Raw genomic sequence first — 17,648 nt, 5'->3', positions numbered from 1 at the left:
GGTTATTGTTTTAACAGATATTGAGTAGAAAGTAGGCATCATATTATTTGCAAAATCTGTGCGGTGGCATTGGCCTAATGTCCTTGATTCGTTTGCCATATCGCGGCATTCATTCGGACGGTTTATTTGTCATAGTCTATTCTTTAATGGGCAATAAACTATGGCTTGCTGGATGTGTGATTTATCTGGCTTTGCTGCAGTTCAGTCATCTTATTTGTACCTTTTAGTTCATAAACTCAGGTTCATTAGCTTAGGTTTATTAGATCAGGTTCATTAGCTCACAACGGGAATGCGACATAAGAGGAACTTCCCATGGCGATATCACTTAGACGTGGCGTAGCTAAAATGGCTACCGCGTCCTTGGGGACGACAACGGCACTGCCCCATTGGCGACGTTTGATTTTTGAACGTCTATTTGGCTTCCTTGCGCTTCTCTGCGTGCCCGTATATATCACCAGCGTGTATTTATGTGTCATCGCCGATCTTTGGTCTATGGTGGTATTCGATACGCTGGCTTATTTGTTTTTATTGGTTTTACTGTATTTTCCTAAGCTTGCTGATAGCACGCGTTTTGGCTGTGGCTGTTTGTTAGCGTTTGCTATCGGCGTAGGTTTTTTGATTGCGATTGGTCCATCGGGTGCGGGGTTCTTCTGGTTATTTATCTTTCCGCCATTAGTGGGCATTTTTTTAGGCCGTCGCGCGAGCTTATATGCCCAATATTTGAATGGGTTGAGTCTGGTAATGATTGGGCTTGCCTATCATTTTGGTTGGTTAAACTGGCCCGATATTCGCGGTTACAGTTTGGGTATTTGGGCCGTTGTTGTAGTTAATTTTATTGTAACCAATGCCATGCTGACCTTAACCATCACTTATTTATTAGGTAAGTTGGCTGATTCACTCGATTCAACCTTAGCCTCGCGCCAAGCGACTGTATTAGGGTTGGCCAAACTTGCTGAATACAGAGATAACGAAACGGGTGCGCACTTACTACGTATGCGGCAGTATTCGAAAATGCTCGCGGCGCAGCGGTTGCAGGCCGACAATCCACCTGCTGAATTAAACGATGATTTTATTCAAGATATTAGTCTATCGGCCATTTTGCACGACATAGGTAAAGTCGGTATTGCCGATGCGATTCTACTCAAACCGGGTAAATTAACCCCGCAGGAGTTTGAGCAGATCAAAGCTCACCCTGTGATTGGTGGGCAAGTGCTACGCAGTTTGTTGGAATATGCGCCCCAATGTACGTTTATTCGGATGGGCCAAGATATCGCGTCGGGTCACCATGAAAAGTGGGATGGTAGTGGTTACCCCTTAGGGTTGAAAGGTGAGGATATTCCGCTTTCGGCACGCATAGTAGCCTTGGTGGATGTCTATGATGCGCTGACTTCGCCGCGATGTTATAAGCGACCCTTTGGCCACCAAGAGGCTATCGACCTAATTATTGAAGGTAAAGGTAAGCATTTCGATCCTGAGTTAGTCGATTGTTTTATGGTAATTCATCACGAGTTTGAAGTGTTATCTAAGGCATCGCTGGATGATGCTTATCAGCCTATGGCGCAGCCTACTATGGTCTAGCGGCTCATGTTTACAATCGTGTTTTGAAATGAAATAAAATAAGACTAGGCTTGAAGTACAGCATCAGCGCTAAAAAAACGCCCAAGGCTTATAGCCTTGGGCGTTTTATTTTGTAGCATATAACTGATTTAAATGACGACTTAAATCCTACTTATCCGCAGGAGTGCTAAATAGCTCTAAATCGCTTTAGTTACTTGCGTTAACCACGCGAGTTCATCACCGGACATCAGCGGCGAAAGTGTATTAAACACTTGCTGATGGTAAGCATTGAACCAGTCAATTTCGCTTTGTGTTAGCAAGCTCTTATCGATTAGGCGGGCATCCATAGGGATCATAGTCAGTGCATCGAACTCATACATCTCGCGCTCTGCGCCTTTCAGTGCTTCACAGTGTTGCACTACGACTAAGTTTTCTAAGCGAATGCCAAAACTCTCAGCGCGGTAGTAACCCGGCTCGTTGGAAAGCACCATGCCGGGCATCAGTGCGATACCGTTGACATTTTTACCTATGCGCTGTGGACCCTCGTGCACACTTAAAAAGTGACCCACACCATGGCCTGTGCCGTGGTCGTAATCAAAGCCATGTTGCCATAAATATTGGCGGGCGAATGCATCGAGTTGCTGGCCTGAAGTGCCTTTAGGGAAGCGAGCTTGGTCCAGCGCGATATGGCCTTTTAGCACCAGCGTGACCATTTTTTTATGCTCATCAGTGACTTTGCCAATCGCAATAGTACGGGTCACATCTGTGGTGCCATCGATATATTGCGCGCCAGAATCCACTAAGTAGATGCTATCCATCGTCATCATCGCTGGTGTGCCATTGTTGTGATTGTAATGGCACATGGCGGCATTGGGGCCCGCTGCAGAAATGGTGTCGAAACTTGGCTCGCGATAGCGCTCATCTTGCAGGCGGAAGCTTTCTAACTTATCGGCAAGTGTGGCTTCATCGTGCATACGCTTGGCGGCGACTTCGGCATCTAACCATGCAAGGAAGCGGCTCACAGCAACGCCATCACGAATGTGACAAGCGCGCATTCCGGCAAGTTCTGAGGGATTTTTCTGCGCTTTAGGCAAAGAAACCGGATCAATGCCAGCAATCAATTTAGCCCCCGCTTCACGGGCGAGGTTTTGTGCCCAAGCGTTAGCTGAGTTTGGATCGGCAAGCAGTTTAACGCCTGATAAACTCGCCAGCGTATCGGCGAGGGACGCTTCACTTTTAAAGCTAACGCCTGCACCGACATGCTCCTCAATGCCCTCTGGAAGTTTGCTTAAATCGGTAAACAGCTGCATATCGCCATTAGCGTGGAGTAGGGCACTGCCGAGCACAACGGGCAGACGCGGCACATCGTTACCGCGAATATTTAACAACCAGCAGAAAGAATCTAAGGCGGCGATCAACGCGACATCAGCACCGGCTTTTTTCACTAAGGCGCCAATTTCAATGCGTTTTTGCAGACTGGTTTTACCGGCACTCTCGTTACTGAATAACGTGATTGGCGCACTCGATGGTGCGGGGCGATCCTGCCAATGTAAATCGATAGGGTTTTGCTCAACCGCCACTAATTCGATTTGGGCTTTGTTTAAGGTCGCTTTGGCATTTTCAAACCAAGCTAAAGTATGCAAGCGTGCATCGAAGCCAACGCGTGACCCCGCTGGTAGCGTGTCACATAACCATTCAATTTGTGGCGTGTCTGTCAGGCTTTCGTAGCTGAAAAGTGCAGCATCCACTTGCAGACGAACTTGCACCGTATAACGGCCATCGGTAAATATTGCGGCTTTATCTTTCAATACGATAGCCATGCCTGCCGAACCGGTAAAGTGGGTTGCCCAGTACAAACGTTCGTTGTGTTCTGGCACATATTCGCCCAGATACTCGTCGGCGCGGGGAATGATAAAAGCATCGAGATTGGCAGAAGATAATTCGCTGCGAATAGCGTCGAGGCGGCTGGCGATAGAATGTGACATATGGGCTCCAAGTGAGACTGGCACGCTGTGCAAGTCGGTAGGCAAAGCTTGCCTAAGGATACGTTTATTTGAGTTCTAACCAGCTCGGATTATCGCAAGCCTAACGCGCGAGATGCAAGGGGAGCGAATAAAGGATTTTGTATACAATCGTGAATTTGTGCTGACTGCGATGAGCAAGCTAAGCTTTTAAATCCTTAATTTATTTGTGTGACTCTTAGCATAAAATATTTGTGTGACTCTTAGCATAAAACCTGAGCAAAACAAAATGTCAGTCATGTTTTTTTAGACTTGTTCCTTACAAATTAGCTACTTAAGTTTTATTCAATCGCTAACATTTGGACCCTATGCTAACATTTGCCATCTCCGCTCGGGGTCAGAGTGGGGCGCATGTATCAGTGGAGTAAGCGATGCAAATACTAACAATAGATGTGGGCGGTACGACAGCCCTGTTCGAACTTCAGCTCGCGGGACATACAGAACAATATAAAATTCCCACAGGCGAAGGTTTTAAAATTGAAGAGTTAAATAATCAAATCGCTGCGCTCGAACGCGATTACGATTTACAAGATTATCAATTAGCGATTGGCGTACCTGGACTGGTACAAAATAATCGTTTGGTTGCCTGTAAATCATTACCTGGGCTCAATGGCTTGAGCTTCGATACAGTGAAAACCCAAGGTGAGCTTAAGTTTATCTGCAACGATATGGATGCGGGTATGCAAGCCACGTGCGATGCCAAATATGCCTGTGAGTTGTTGGTCATGTGCGGTACAGGGATAGGGATGTCGATTGCGTTTAATGGGCAAGCCTTTACCGGTGCGACGGGGGTTGCAGGCGAGTTGGGGCATTGCCGCGTGATGACAGAATCAGGTGAATTTAGCTTAGAGCAACTCGCCAGTGGCGATTCTGTGCGCAGCCGTAAAATCACCACTCAGGATGATTTATACCGTGCGGGCAGTTACCTTGGTATGGGGTTGGCGTGGACCGTTAATTTATTTAATCCCAATCGAATTTGGCTCGCAGGCAACATGATGAACAGTGCCCCTTACTACAAAGGTTGCCTCGAAAGTTTAAAGCAAATGGCATTAAGCGCGCCCTTAGCTGAGATGAAAATCAATCGTGTCGATGATATGGAAACCTTAGTGTGCCGAGGTTTGTCTGTGATGCTCGCAAGGGATTATCCCCGCGCACAAAGGTCATAGATGCTGTTTGCTTATGGTTTTGAGTTATTAGAGTTCAGCGGCTCAGTGCTAGCGGTTTAAGCTGTATTAGCAGCATAAATGGTGAAATAGAAAACAGGACTTGTGATGCCTTTGGTTTATCGTGTCCTGTTTTTTTATGGTTGAAATAATCAGTAAAACCTTAATTATTAAAGCAAACATTAGGGTTGACTTAATTGTGTTTGATGCCTTTCTTATCAGACCACTACCTTAGTTGATAATATTTTGTTGCAATTTTATTGTGCTTACGTCTATGCTGATTATCGCAATGACAACGTTGTCATTGTGTGTAAAAGGCAAACCAGTTGAAAAACTGGGACGCAAAGCCTCCGGTCTAAGGGTTCGTCTGTACCTATGATAGCGGGGATACCACAGGTTTTTCTTCGTGCAATCGTTAATCGTTTTGCATGGTCTTAAGAGTGTTGTTTCCTGTCTACGCTTTGTTTGCCTTATTGATTCATATAAAAAATTCAATAGGGATATCTCATGTTCAAGACTCAAATTTCAACATCAGCCTTGCTGGTGGCCTCTGCACTGGCATCTACCGTGAGTGCCAATGCATTTGCCGCAGCGCCCGGTAAACCGACTATAGGTTGGGGCGAAACCAAGTTCGCGATTATCGAAGTGAATCAAGCCGCTACGGCTTACAATCAGTTGGTAACCATTAAAGATGCTGCCGATGTGTCAGTTAGCTGGAACCTCTGGAGTGGCGATGTGGGCAACAAAGCCCAAGTGCTGCTCAATGGTAATGTCGCTTGGGAAGGCCCCTCGGGCGCTTCGGGCACCGCTAACTTTAAGGTGAACAAAGGCGGCCGTTATCAGATGCAAGTGCAACTGTGTAACAGCGATGGTTGTACGGCGAGCGATGCCAAAGAAATCCTCGTGGCCGATACCGATGGCAGCCATTTAGTGCCACTCAATGCTCCGCTTAAAGAAAACAATCGTCCATACGTTAACAAGTCGGGCAAAGTGGTCGGCAGTTACTTTGTAGAATGGGGTGTGTACGGCCGTAAGTTCCCAGTCGATAAGATCCCAGCACAGAACTTAACTCATATTTTATATGGCTTTACCCCTATTTGCGGTGGTGATGGCATTAACGATAGCTTGAAAGAAATTGACGGCAGTTTCCAAGCGTTGCAACGTGCCTGTAGTGGCCGTGAAGATTTTAAAGTCGCTATCCACGATCCTTGGGCGGCGGTCCAAATGCCACAGGCGGGGGTGAGTGACTACTCTGATCCCTACAAAGGCAACTTCGGTCAATTGATGGCGCTGAAGCAAGCCCACCCCGATCTAAAGATTTTACCTTCGGTCGGTGGCTGGACATTATCTGATCCCTTCTTTTTCTTTGGCGATAAAACTAAGCGCGATACCTTTGTCGCATCGGTGAAGGAATTCCTGCAAACGTGGAAATTCTTCGACGGCGTGGACATTGACTGGGAATTCCCCGGTGGCAGTGGTGCTAACCCCAATTTAGGTAATACCAACGACGGTGAAACCTATGTGACCCTGATGCGTGAACTGCGCGTGATGCTTGATGAGTTAAGTGCTGAGACGGGTCGTACCTATGAACTCACATCGGCAATCAGTGCGGGTGATGACAAAATCGCTAAAGTCGACTACCAAGCTGCGCAGCAGTACATGGATTACATCTTCTTGATGAGTTACGACTTTAATGGCGGTTGGACAAACACTGAACTCGGTCATCAGACCAATCTTTATGAGGCGAGTTGGGACCCAGATACCCGCTACACCACTGACAAGGGTGTAAAAGCCCTGTTAACTCAAGGCGTAACCCCAGGGAAAATTGTGGTTGGTGCCGCTATGTACGGCCGCGGCTGGACAGGCGTGAATGGCTATACGGGCAATAACCCATTCACAGGGACAGCGACGGGCAAAGTGAAAGGCACATGGGAAGATGGCGTGGTGGATTATCGCCAGATAGTGAACGAGTACATGGGGAGCGGTTGGACTTACAGCTATGATGAAACGGCAGAAGCGGCATCAGTGTTTAAAGCATCGACGGGTGATTTAATCACTTTCGATGATGCGCGTTCCGTTAAAGCCAAAGGCCAATATGTGCTTGTCAATCAGTTAGGTGGTTTATTTGCATGGGAAATTGATGCCGATAACGGCGATATTCTTAATGCGATGCACGAAGGTTTAGGCCATGGCGAAGGGACAACACCACCAGTGAATAAAGCGCCGATTGCCAATGCGGGCGCGGATGTTAATGTCACAGGCCCGAGCGATGTGACGCTCAATGGTAGCGGATCGCGGGATCCTGAAAATGAGGCGCTGACGTATCTTTGGACGCAAGTGTCTGGCCCAACGATTGCCATTGCGAACGCCGATATGGCGAATGCGGCGATTCAATTGGCTGCAACGCAAACTGATGTTGCCTATAGTTTTAGTCTCAAAGTGACTGATCCAGAAGGGCTATCTGCCACAGATTCAGTGACAGTGACTAACAAGGCAGATACTCCGAACCAAGCACCTGTGGTGAGTGTTGCAGCCACTGCAACAGTGGAGGCGGGTAAAACTGTCAGCATAGTGGCGAGTGCCTCTGATGCCGACGGTGATGCCTTAACTTACGCTTGGACTGTGCCCGCTGGCGTGTCGGCAACCGGACAAAATAGTGCCACCTTAGTGGTCACTGGGCCTAATGTCACCGAAGCGACCAGCTATGGTTTGAGCGTGCTGGTTTCCGATGGTGCCTTAGATGCGAGCGCATCGACGAATCTCACCGTGACGCCAAAAGTGATCGGTGGTGGTTGTGATGCAACCGATCCTAATGCCGGTAACTATCCTGCTTGGCAAACCAGTGTGGTGTACAACACGGGCGATACTGTGAGCCACAGTCAGTTGGTATGGAAAGCCAAGTACTGGACGCAGGGCAATACGCCATCTCGCACCGCTGATCAATGGCAGCTACTTAGCCAAGTTGCTCTCGGTTGGGATGCGGGTGTCGCCTATACTGGCGGGCAAACCACCAGCTATAACGGCCGTCAATGGAAGGCGAGTTACTGGACTAAAGGGGATGTACCGGGCGTTGCGGCGGTATGGGTTGATATTGGTGCTGCAAGCTGTCCTTAATTATTCAACATACTAATATTATTTGAGTTATAGAGATAAAAAGCCCTGCGAAGATTCAGGGCTTTTTCTTTATTAAGTGATCTTACTGGCTAATTGAAGACTGATTTAATCAATCTTAAGCAGTTCCACATCAAAAATCAGCACTGATCCACCGCCAATTTTGCCCGTGCTGCGATTGCCGTAGGCGAGTTCACTTGGGATAAAGAAACGCACTTTATCGCCAACGACCATAAGTTGCACGCCCTCGGTCCAACCTTTAATTACGCGGTTAAGCGGAAATGCGATGGGCTCACCGCGATCAACCGAACTATCGAACACAGTACCGTCGATCAAAGTGCCATGATAATGCACTGTTACCGTATCGCTGGCTTTAGGGTGAACAGTGCCATCGCCTTGAGTTAACACTTGATATTGCAAACCCGAAGCTGTGGTGATAACACCTTCTTTAGTTTTGTTTTGCGCTAAAAATTCATTGCCTAAACGGATATTCTCTTGGGCGGCTTTTTGGCCGTTCATTGAGGTAAAGAAGTAAAAAATCACCCCAGCAATCACAGCAACGGCAAGTAACATTTTCATATAGAGAGCACCTTAGTTAATTTTGGCCATATTATCAGTTTTTTAGCTTGAGATGCTATCGGCACTCGCGTGTGCGTAGGGCTGGCTATCTGGTGCTACCAGTTCAACGCTTTAAAAACCCCCTCAAGACTTTATCCCGCTTTAGAGATCGCTTAACCTGTGGGCTTAAGACTCAATAAAAAATTCAATAAAAACAGATAAAAACTAGAATTTAGATAATAAACAAGGAAAGTCTATGTTAAACAAAGCGGCAAAACCTCTGGTCAAACTCGTCGACCGATTCCTACCCGATCCCTATATATTCGTGCTTTTACTCACCTTAGTGGTGTTAATTGCTGCCGTGGTCGCAGAACACAAAACGCCACTGGAAGTCATTAATTATTGGGGCGATGGCTTTTGGACCCTGCTGAGTTTTTCGATGCAGATGTTGTTAGTGCTGGTGGCGGGATTTATGCTGGCAAGTTCACCGCCAATTAAAAAGCTGCTCGATGCGATTGCGGGTTTAGCTAAGTCGGCACCGCAAGCCATTATGTTAGTGACCTTAGTATCACTGGCCGCCAGTTGGATTAACTGGGGTTTTGGGCTAGTGGTGGGGGCGTTATTTGCCAAAGCTTTAGCGCGTAAAGTGAAAGTGGATTATCGGCTGCTGGTCGCCAGCGCCTATTCTGGCTTTGTGGTTTGGCACGGTGGGCTCGCGGGTTCTATCCCGTTAACCATAGCAACTGCGGGGCATTTCTCCGAAGCACAAATTGGCATTATCCCCACTAGCGACACCATTTTCGCGAGCTTTAACTTACTGCTAGTGGCGATTTTGTTTGTGGTCATGCCATTAGTGAATCGTTTTATGTTGCCTGAAGACAAGGACAGCATTTATGTCGACCCAAGCGCTCTGGACGATAAAGTAAGCGAACCCGCAGTTTCGGCGCTTAACCCTGAAAATGTGAGCGAGCGTCAGCCTGAAAGCCGTCCTGCGGATAAGTTAGAAAATAGCCGCTTACTCGGCTGGAGTGTCGGTGGCGCTGGGCTTGTGTACTTAGGCTATTACTTTTGGGTACAGGGCGGCAGCTTAAACCTTAACTTAGTGAACTTCTTATTCCTTTTTCTCGCTATCCTCTTACATCAAACGCCACGCAGTTTATTAACCAGCTTGAATGAGGCCATTAAGGGCGGCGCAGGGATTGTGATCCAATTCCCTTTCTATGCGGGCATTATGGCTGTGATGGTGCAATCGGGTTTAGCCCAAAGTATTTCGGAAGGTTTTGTGGCCATCGCCAGCGCCGAGAGCCTGCCATTTTGGAGCTTTATCAGCGCGGGAATTGTAAATATTTTTGTGCCATCGGGAGGCGGTCAATGGGCCGTGCAGGCACCCATTATGTTACCTGCTGCGCAGGCCTTGGGCGCCGATGTTGCTCGGGTGGCCATGGCCGTAGCTTGGGGTGATGCCTGGACTAACCTCATTCAGCCTTTCTGGGCATTGCCCGTGCTGGCGATTGCAGGCTTAAAAGCGCGGGATATTATGGGATTTTGTTTAATGCAGCTGATGATCACAGGCGTGATTATCAGTATCGCGTTGAGCTGGTTTTAAAAATAAAGCGATAGCTGATTCTGTATGTTAGAGAGTAAGAAGGGCAATCTAAGGTTGCCCTTTTTTTATTGGCGATTAATGATGAATTAAAACCATTTTTTTGGATATTGGCGGCGGCAAAGCAAATTGTGATACAGCCAACCAAAAGCCAGAATGAGCGCCACACCACTGGCGACGGGCATATACAGAAAATCCCAGTGCTGCGCCGTGAGCATAACGACCAGAGGATTCGCTCCCGCGGGTGGATGCACTGTATGGGTTAGCATCATCACTGCGATACCTAATCCAACCGCGAGCCCTAAGGTGAGCGGGGAGACTCCCAAAGTATTTAAAATTATTAGTCCGACCAGACTTGTGAGTAAGTGACCGCAGAGTATGTTTTTCGGTTGAGCGAGCGGACTTTCTGGTAAGGCAAACAACAACACCATAGTGGCGCCAAAGGGAGCCATTAACCAAATAGTTTGCGGTGTTAACTGTTCAAGCGCCGCTAAACTACTGATACACAACATGGCCCCGCACCCTGCGAGCAAGGCCATCTTTAGATTCTGTTGACTGATTCTTTGCATCTTTTTCTCCCATTAATGACTGGTGTTAAGCCCTTATTTTGAAAATAAATTGTGGACGTGAATGCTGACGCAAACCGTTTCTGTTAACGCGCTGCGATTTCCCGTGCTCACTCTTGATTCCACTGTTAACCAAATTTAACCCCTCGATGTAGACCGATCTGTCTACTCTTGGCGCATCTCCTCATGGGTAGACTGACTTGTCTACTCGTGAGAAGGTGTGACTCATATTTGTTAGCTAAGATTTGCTAACGAATGTTTACCAAAGATAAGGAATGAGTTGATGCAGGGCACAGACATTCAGATGGGAGCGTCATCGGATAAACGGCAACAATTGGTCACGACCGCCTTTAAATTGTTTTATTTTCAAAGTGTTCATGGAGTGGGGATCAACCAGATCCTGCAGGAATCGGCGATTGCCAAGAAAACCCTGTACCACCACTTTGCCAGTAAAGATGAGTTAGTCGAAGCTGTAGTGCGCTATCGCGACGAGATTTTTTATCAATGGCTTAGCGAGCGAGTGAACGCATTACCAGCGGGACGAGAGGGCATTTGTGGGTTATTTAGGGCGCTCGATGATTGGTTTAATCAAAAGGTGCCGCAGCTGTGTGAGTTTCGCGGCTGTTTTTTTATCAACGTCAGCGCTGAATTTACTGAGCCGAGCCATCCTGTACATCAACTCTGTGTCCTGCATAAACAGCGAGTGGCCAGTTTAATTGAGCAGCAAGTCTCAGCATTGGGCTTGCCTGAAGCTAAGACCCAATACCTAGCTGCTGCGATAGGTTTACTCAAAGAGGGCGCGATAGTGTCGGCCCAACTAAAGGGCGACACTCAGTCAGCACTGTTGGCATTATCTGTGGTTGAGCAGCTAATCGATGCCGCGACTCATGCTTAGATAAACATATCTACGGCGCCGGTTTTTATGCCATAACCCAGAACGGCTAAGTTAGCGACAACGGTGAGCCAGAAGACGTTTCTAAATGAGGCTTTAACGGACTTGTGCCTTAATACGTTTTGGGCAAATAGGGCGCCCGGCCAACCGCCCATGAGGGCGAGCAGATGCAAAGTGCTTTCTTTAGTGCGCCATTTACCGCGTTTTGCGGCGGATTTATCGATAGCGTAGGCGATAAAGGTCAGCAGGCTCAGTGTGAGGTACATGCCCGCAATGCCGTAGGGCAACATATGTTGCTGGGCCGCGCCGATTAAGCCAGCAAGAAAAATCAGCACTAATAACAGCGGCATAAGGCTTGAACCTGATGCGGCTGTATTGGACTTTTGAGTGCGACTATTTTGGGCACGATTAGTTTGAGGTGAAGCTCTGTTGCCCGTTTTGGCTGGTTTTGAATTCGTCATTATCTGGTATCAATCTCGTGTCAGTGTTTTTAAGCTTGCTGGCGTTCTTGTGATGCAGCGTATTTTTTAAACGCGAGGTGGCGCCAAAGTTTTTCCAATGGCCCTTGCTTGAAATAGCGTAAGTACAGGCTGGCTAACAGTAATTGCACTACTGAATAAACCAGTGCCATGGCCATGTATCCCCATCTGTCTAGACTCAATAGCAATTCTGGAGCTAAGTGTCTAAACACTAACACGCCAACGATGGATTGCAGAATATAGAGACTAAAAGCAAGCTTGCCAACATTTTGCAATGGAGTCAGTCTATTAGGATTGTTCTGGCAAACTTTAACCATAATATGAATGTAAATCAGCGCCATTGGAATAGCGCTTAGCATGATCAACACATCTGAAAACGTCACTAGAATAGGATTATTGCTAAAGTCTAAACCGATATCGAGTAGTGATACCGTCACACTGGCGAGCACTAATTTCAGCAGTTGTGGCTTGCTAAACCCCCGCTCAAAAGTTCCCTGTTGATACAAGGCCATGCCGAGCAACATTAAGCCCGCCGTAAACCACATTATGGTAAAAGGGATCACCAACGCCATATAACCCACTTGTATCAAATGCAGGAACAATTGGTCGGCATAGCTTGAGGTCCATGCTCCGTATTGCTCTGCAAATAGACTCGATTCTCGAGTGAAAGGTTCATCGCTGCCCGTAAAGCTAATCAGCGTGATGATCACTAAGGCGCTTAAAATAAAAATATTCGCTTTGCGCTTAAGGGCTTCAATACTTAAATCTTTGTAACACAAAGCTAAAAATCCGCTGATCCCATAGGTTAATAAAATATCACCTGGCCAGATAATGATGCCGTGGAGTAGGCCAAACACCATTAGCCATTTCAAACGTGAACGTAGAAGTGGATATGCTTCTAGGCCTTTGGCGCTAAATCTCTGATATTGAATAAAAAGCCCGACACCAAATAAGATGGAAAACAGACTGATAAAGCGCGCCTCGATGAAAAAGCTGCTGAACACTTTGATTATGTGATCCGACAGCGGCGGCGTTTCGTGGGGGGCATAGCCAAAAAAAGTAATGCCCATAAAATAGATATTCATAAAAAATATCCCCAACACGGCTAAGCCGCGAATAGCATCGAGATTGGCATTACGTTGTGCGGGTATCGCCATGACGACTGGCTGCGTGGCGTTTGTTCTTGACCAAGGGTCTTTAGGTAAATTGGCTGGCACGTTAGCTGAGTTCCTTTCGCTAGTAGGCATGTTCGACTTTTCATTGGGATTTGGGAGGGCTAGCCTAGCAGGCACTAGCCTCCAATGAAATACAGCCAATACAAAAAGTGAAATACAAAAAAGATAGCAAGTGAAATATAGAAAGTGACTGAGAAGAGTGAAGATCCACTACTCGCCGATATCTTCGTTCCAGAGTGTGGGATGGCTAGCGATAAAGTCGTGCATCAGTTGTTTGCACTCGGCGTTATCGACCACAGTGACATCCACACCGCGGGATTTAACATAGGCTTCTGGTCCTTGGAAGGTGGTGTTTTCACCGACGATGACTTTAGGTATGCCATAAAGTAATACCGCGCCGCTGCACATGTCACAGGGAGATAGGGTGGAATACAAGGTTGCTCTTTGGTACTCGGCGGCACTAAATCGGCCGGCATTTTCGAGGCAATCCATTTCGGCATGCAGTACTGAACTGCCTTTTTGTACCCGTTTATTGTGGCCGCGCCCGACGATTTTGCCATCTATCACTAATACTGAACCAATGGGGATGCCGCCCTCGGCGAGTCCTTGTTTGGCTTCTTCAATGGCTGCCGCTAAAAATTCATCCATCTTGATATCCTTAAAATATGAACCCTGAATATTAAACTCAGCATAGCACTCGTTTGGGAGACAATCTAAATGGTTTTGATTTGTTGCTTCAATAAGTCCCTCAGGCTATCGAGAATTGGCTGCGAAGCTATTTCTGGTCGATAAATCAGGCAGATATCGGCGGGGATGGTTTGTTTTAATTTAATAAACTTTACCCTAGGCCAAGGTTGTGAAGCATAACTTTGCGGCACTATGGATACCCTATTATCGCCAGCGATGATGGCCATCAAGCTATTGGGCTCGACCATTTCCTGTACTAATTTCGGCATAAATCCTGCGGCCTGACAGCTGGCGATAATCAAATCACTAGAGGCGGAGTTGGCACGGCTGAGTAAGGTGAAGGGCTCATCTTTGAGTTCACTCAAGTCGATGCTTTTACGTCTGGCTAAGGGATGTTTATTTGCCAGCGCTAACACCATAGGTTCGCTGGTGATGGTTTCGGCGATGAGGTGCGGCAGATTTAAGGTGTCGGCGTAGCGCACTAGGCCAAAATCGATTTCTTGATGCGCTAAGGCGACTTTTTGAGTTTCAGGTGATAACTTTTGAAAGATCAGCTCATTTTCAGGGCATTGCTTGCGAAAGCTTTTCAGTATGTCACCAAATCCCATCCAAAAAAGCGAGCTCATGATGCCAATCCGAATATGGTTTCTATCGAGTCGCCCAAGCTGAGCCACTTGCTCCAATGAGGTATTCACCAGCTCGAATATTTGCTCGCACTTTTCTCTTAACAATTGGCCATAGGGTGTGAGCTCCACTTGTCGAGTGCTGCGGGTGAACAGCTCAACGCCAAGGAGTGATTCTAACTCTTTGATTTGTGCGCTCAGCGGAGATTTCGATAGATGAAGTTGCTCGGCAGCAGCGGTAAAGTTTTTCACTTCAGCCACTCGATGAAAATACCGCAGCATCTTCAGGGTGACGAGTTCTGGTGCGTTTATCTTGCTCATCTCAGGCTCACTGCTCTTTAGTTATTGTCCTTTTTATCAGCACAATAGTGCGATTAATCGCGATTATTTGCAACTCTAAGCCCGCTTACACTGAGGGCGTTTACTCTTTCACTCCTTTGCTATGAGGTACCTTGTATGAGCCATGATCCTGTTATTAATGCCCTTGCGACTATTCGAGCCCGTAAACCGAACTTCTCTCCCCGTGCTGCGATGATTTTGGGCTCAGGGCTTGGCGCATTTGCCGATAATTTAGATAACAAAGTGGTGATCCCCTATGAAGAGTTAGACGGCTTTCCCGTGAGTACCGTCGTCGGCCACTCGGGAGAGCTAGTGCTCGGCAGCTTACATGGCATCGATATAGTGTGCATGAAAGGCCGCGGACATTTTTACGAGCACCAAAGCATGAAAGTGATGACGACGCCGGTGCGTACTTTCAAACGCTTAGGTTGTGAATTGTTACTTGTGACTAACGCTGCTGGGTCATTACGACCAGAGTGGATCGGCGTGGGATCATTAGTGATTTTCAGCGATCACATCAACACTATGCCGGGTACGCCCATGACGGGCGCAAACGATGAAAGTTACGGTCCACGTTTTTTTAGCCTAGCCAATGCTTATGATAAAGACCTGAGAGTAGAAGCCTTAAGTGTCGCAAAAGCCGAAGGCATTGAAGTGAATCAAGGGGTCTTTGTGTCCTACTCTGGCCCGTGTTTTGAAACCGCGGCTGAAATCCGCATGATGCAAATCATCGGTGGCGATGTAGTGGGAATGTCTGTGGTGCCAGAGGTTATTTCGGCGGCGCATTGTGGTTTGCCCGTCTTGGCTGTGTGTGCCATTACCAATATGGCAGAGGGATTGGGGCACGTGCAGTTATCCCATGAACAAACTTTAACATCCGCTAAGCTTGCCGAAGCTGACTTTATCCGTTTAATTGAGCGTTTTACCGCCAGCCATTTTGCTTAATATCTGGTTTAACTGGGCTGTTGTATAACGATAGGGCGCGATAAAGGGCTGCTATTTTAAAAGCTCGTATTTAACAGGTCGAATTAAGCTCTCGTATTTAAGAGTTCGGATTTAAAAATCCGCACTTAAAAGTGAGCGAGCAAGGCGGCGTGCAATTGCGCTATCTGAGTTTTTTAACGAAATACGGCTGAAGGCTAAAAAGGGAGCTTAGCTCCCTTTTTAGCTGCTGACATTAAGCCGCAGCGCTCGATGCAAAACGCTTATTTCTGCGGTTTTTCTGAAATCCACAGCTTGATATGGCCCTTAACCACAACTACACCTTGGGTGTCGTAGGCGGTAACGGGAACCAACATATCGCCCGGAGTCCATTGCTCTGGCGTCACTTCGGCGATACATAAAATATCGCTGCCCGCTTTAGCGGTATAATCCAAACTCATGCCCTTAGGGATCCAACGTAAATGCTTTGGAATTGAGGCTTCGGCCATCACGCCCATCGCCATTTCTAGGCCGTTACAAATCGCAATCACATGCACAGTTTTTATATGATTATGAACAGCATGGCGTTTTTTAATTAAACAGGCGCAATGATTAAGGCGTAATTCAGTGATCAGTGGTTTGATGGTGCCAAAATAGGGCGCCATGCGTGACACCATGATTGAAAACAGTTTTTGGCCGAAGGGATAACGGCGCGTCTTATGGTAGAGCGCGAGCACTTTATTTGGTTTTTGTTCTGCAGTGCTAGAAGAATCAGTCTGGCTCATGGTCATCCTTAATAATGATGCAAAGGGGGATTGTTATCTTGAGCCTGTTCCAAGTTGGGTTTGGACCGCTCTGGTCGGATGAGTGTAACATTAGGATAACAACAAATACCAGTCGGCATAATTAAGCAAACTTCATTTCGCGGTTTTTAGTGTAACACCGTATAATTGCGGCCAATTTGTCGTTTAACGGCAATGGCATATTGATTTAACTACAAGGACTCACAGTGAAATATTTGCTGACGTATTTTAAGGGAATGGCCATGGGCGCTGCCGATGTGGTGCCAGGCGTTTCGGGCGGCACCATAGCGTTTATTACCGGTATTCTTGATACCTTGCTCGACAGTGTAAAACGCATTAATCCTTCCCTTTGGGGTGTAATCAAGTCGCAGGGCATAAAAGGGGCATTTGCCCATATTAATGGTGGCTTTTTAGTGAGTCTGCTGGCGGGGATCCTAACCAGTATTTTTACCTTTGCTAAGTTAATCTCTTGGTTACTGGTGACGCACCCGATCCCGATTTGGTCGTTCTTTTTTGGGCTTATTCTTATCTCTGTCGTGCATATGCTTAAGCAAGTGAGTGGTTTCACTGTGGCACGTTTAGGTTTATTTGCCTTAGGTGTGCTGGCAGCATGGGCGATTACTGTGTTAAATCCGGTCGCGGTAGAAGCCAGTTATATGAATATCTTCTTCGGCGGCGCGATTGCGATTTGTGCTATGGTGTTACCGGGGATTTCAGGCAGTTTTATCTTATTATTGTTAGGCTTATATCCCGTGGTTTTAGCTGCGGCTAAAAATATTCAGCTGGATATTTTGGCCTGTTTCGCCGTTGGCGCTGTGATGGGATTACTGACATTCAGCCATCTATTGTCGGCACTGCTGCGTAAACACCACGATGCCACTATCGTGTTTCTAACCGGATTAATGTTAGGCACCTTAGGTAAAATTTGGCCATGGAAAGAAACCTTAACTTGGCGGACCAACTCCCACGGCGAGCAAGTGCCTTTGCTGGAGCAAAATATTTCGCCGCTTAATTTTGAGCAAGTGACGGGTCAACCTTCGCAACTGATGTTAGCCATTGTGTGTATGTTAGCGGCGATTGCACTGGTATGGGGGTTAGAGAAAGTGGGCAAAAGAGATTAATCCTTTATTTAATATCCTTGGTATAAGGT

The 17,648-nt window shown here is 47.0% G+C and carries 15 protein-coding genes and 1 riboswitch; of the genes, 7 read left to right on the top strand and 8 right to left on the bottom strand.

The window, feature by feature from the left end; genetic code table 11:
- Positions 1-312 precede the first annotated feature (312 nt).
- Complete coding sequence (locus K5Q99_RS18635) at positions 313-1,578, top strand: HD-GYP domain-containing protein (protein ID WP_220777738.1); 1,266 nt, start codon at positions 313-315, stop codon at positions 1,576-1,578.
- Positions 1,579-1,754: 176 nt separating this feature from the next.
- On the opposite strand, the gene K5Q99_RS18630 is transcribed toward K5Q99_RS18635, so the two are convergent.
- Entirely contained in the window at positions 1,755-3,542 is a 1,788-nt protein-coding gene (locus K5Q99_RS18630) for an aminopeptidase P family protein (RefSeq protein ID WP_106649888.1), read from the bottom strand.
- A gap of 407 nt (positions 3,543-3,949) precedes the next feature.
- Here K5Q99_RS18630 and K5Q99_RS18625 point away from each other — a divergent pair, with 407 nt between their 5' ends.
- Both K5Q99_RS18625 and K5Q99_RS18620 read left to right on the top strand, forming a co-directional pair.
- A complete protein-coding gene (locus K5Q99_RS18625) occupies positions 3,950-4,744 on the top strand; it encodes an ROK family protein (protein WP_220777737.1) in 795 nt (264 codons plus the stop codon).
- 303 nt (positions 4,745-5,047) lie between these two features.
- Positions 5,048-5,136, top strand: a riboswitch (cyclic di-GMP riboswitch).
- Between the two features lie 112 nt (positions 5,137-5,248).
- Entirely contained in the window at positions 5,249-7,855 is a 2,607-nt protein-coding gene (locus tag K5Q99_RS18620) for a glycosyl hydrolase family 18 protein (protein ID WP_220777736.1), read from the top strand.
- 105 nt (positions 7,856-7,960) lie between these two features.
- Here the strand turns inward: K5Q99_RS18620 and bamJ are convergent, their stop codons facing one another.
- Entirely contained in the window at positions 7,961-8,431 is a 471-nt protein-coding gene (bamJ, locus tag K5Q99_RS18615; protein ID WP_106649891.1) for a BamJ family beta-barrel-assembly machinery protein, read from the bottom strand.
- Positions 8,432-8,666: 235 nt separating this feature from the next.
- On the opposite strand from bamJ, the gene K5Q99_RS18610 reads away from it, so the two are divergent.
- Positions 8,667-10,016, top strand: a complete 1,350-nt coding sequence (locus K5Q99_RS18610; RefSeq protein WP_106649892.1) for a short-chain fatty acid transporter — start codon at positions 8,667-8,669, stop codon at positions 10,014-10,016.
- Between the two features lie 86 nt (positions 10,017-10,102).
- Here the strand turns inward: K5Q99_RS18610 and K5Q99_RS18605 are convergent, their stop codons facing one another.
- Positions 10,103-10,582, bottom strand: a complete 480-nt coding sequence (locus tag K5Q99_RS18605; protein WP_106649893.1) for an HPP family protein — start codon at positions 10,580-10,582, stop codon at positions 10,103-10,105.
- 280 nt (positions 10,583-10,862) lie between these two features.
- Between K5Q99_RS18605 and K5Q99_RS18600 the strand changes: the two genes are divergently transcribed.
- Positions 10,863-11,474 (top strand): TetR/AcrR family transcriptional regulator, encoded by a 612-nt coding sequence (locus K5Q99_RS18600; RefSeq protein WP_106649894.1) that lies wholly within the window; start codon positions 10,863-10,865, stop codon positions 11,472-11,474.
- Here K5Q99_RS18600 and K5Q99_RS18595 read toward each other — a convergent pair.
- The 4 genes from K5Q99_RS18595 to K5Q99_RS18580 all read right to left on the bottom strand — a co-directional run bounded on the left by K5Q99_RS18595 (position 11,471) and on the right by K5Q99_RS18580 (position 14,756).
- A complete protein-coding gene (locus K5Q99_RS18595; RefSeq protein ID WP_106649895.1) occupies positions 11,471-11,932 on the bottom strand; it encodes a DUF1294 domain-containing protein in 462 nt (153 codons plus the stop codon). The genes K5Q99_RS18600 and K5Q99_RS18595 overlap by 4 nt on opposite strands.
- Before the next feature lie 29 nt (positions 11,933-11,961).
- Positions 11,962-13,167, bottom strand: coding sequence for a DUF418 domain-containing protein (locus K5Q99_RS18590; RefSeq protein WP_220777735.1), 1,206 nt, complete (start codon positions 13,165-13,167; stop codon positions 11,962-11,964).
- 168 nt (positions 13,168-13,335) lie between these two features.
- Positions 13,336-13,773 carry a nucleoside deaminase gene (locus K5Q99_RS18585; protein ID WP_071938312.1) on the bottom strand — a complete coding sequence of 146 codons (438 nt, stop codon included), beginning with the start codon at positions 13,771-13,773 and terminating at the stop codon, positions 13,336-13,338.
- A 65-nt stretch (positions 13,774-13,838) separates the two neighbouring features.
- Entirely contained in the window at positions 13,839-14,756 is a 918-nt protein-coding gene (locus K5Q99_RS18580; protein WP_220777734.1) for a LysR family transcriptional regulator, read from the bottom strand.
- A 135-nt stretch (positions 14,757-14,891) separates the two neighbouring features.
- Between K5Q99_RS18580 and xapA the strand changes: the two genes are divergently transcribed.
- Entirely contained in the window at positions 14,892-15,719 is an 828-nt protein-coding gene (xapA, locus tag K5Q99_RS18575) for a xanthosine phosphorylase (RefSeq protein ID WP_220777733.1), read from the top strand.
- 260 nt (positions 15,720-15,979) lie between these two features.
- Here xapA and K5Q99_RS18570 read toward each other — a convergent pair whose 3' ends face one another.
- A complete protein-coding gene (locus K5Q99_RS18570; protein WP_006085741.1) occupies positions 15,980-16,480 on the bottom strand; it encodes a hotdog fold domain-containing protein in 501 nt (166 codons plus the stop codon).
- Between the two features lie 224 nt (positions 16,481-16,704).
- Between K5Q99_RS18570 and K5Q99_RS18565 the strand changes: the two genes are divergently transcribed.
- Positions 16,705-17,619 carry a polyprenyl-phosphate transporter gene (locus tag K5Q99_RS18565; protein WP_106649896.1) on the top strand — a complete coding sequence of 305 codons (915 nt, stop codon included), beginning with the start codon at positions 16,705-16,707 and terminating at the stop codon, positions 17,617-17,619.
- Positions 17,620-17,648: the final 29 nt, after the last annotated feature.

Source organism: Shewanella hafniensis, assembly GCF_019655335.1.
Classification (GTDB): domain Bacteria; phylum Pseudomonadota; class Gammaproteobacteria; order Enterobacterales; family Shewanellaceae; genus Shewanella; species Shewanella hafniensis.
Note: the sequence above shows the minus strand (reverse complement) of the source record. Positions and strands in the feature narration are given on the sequence as shown.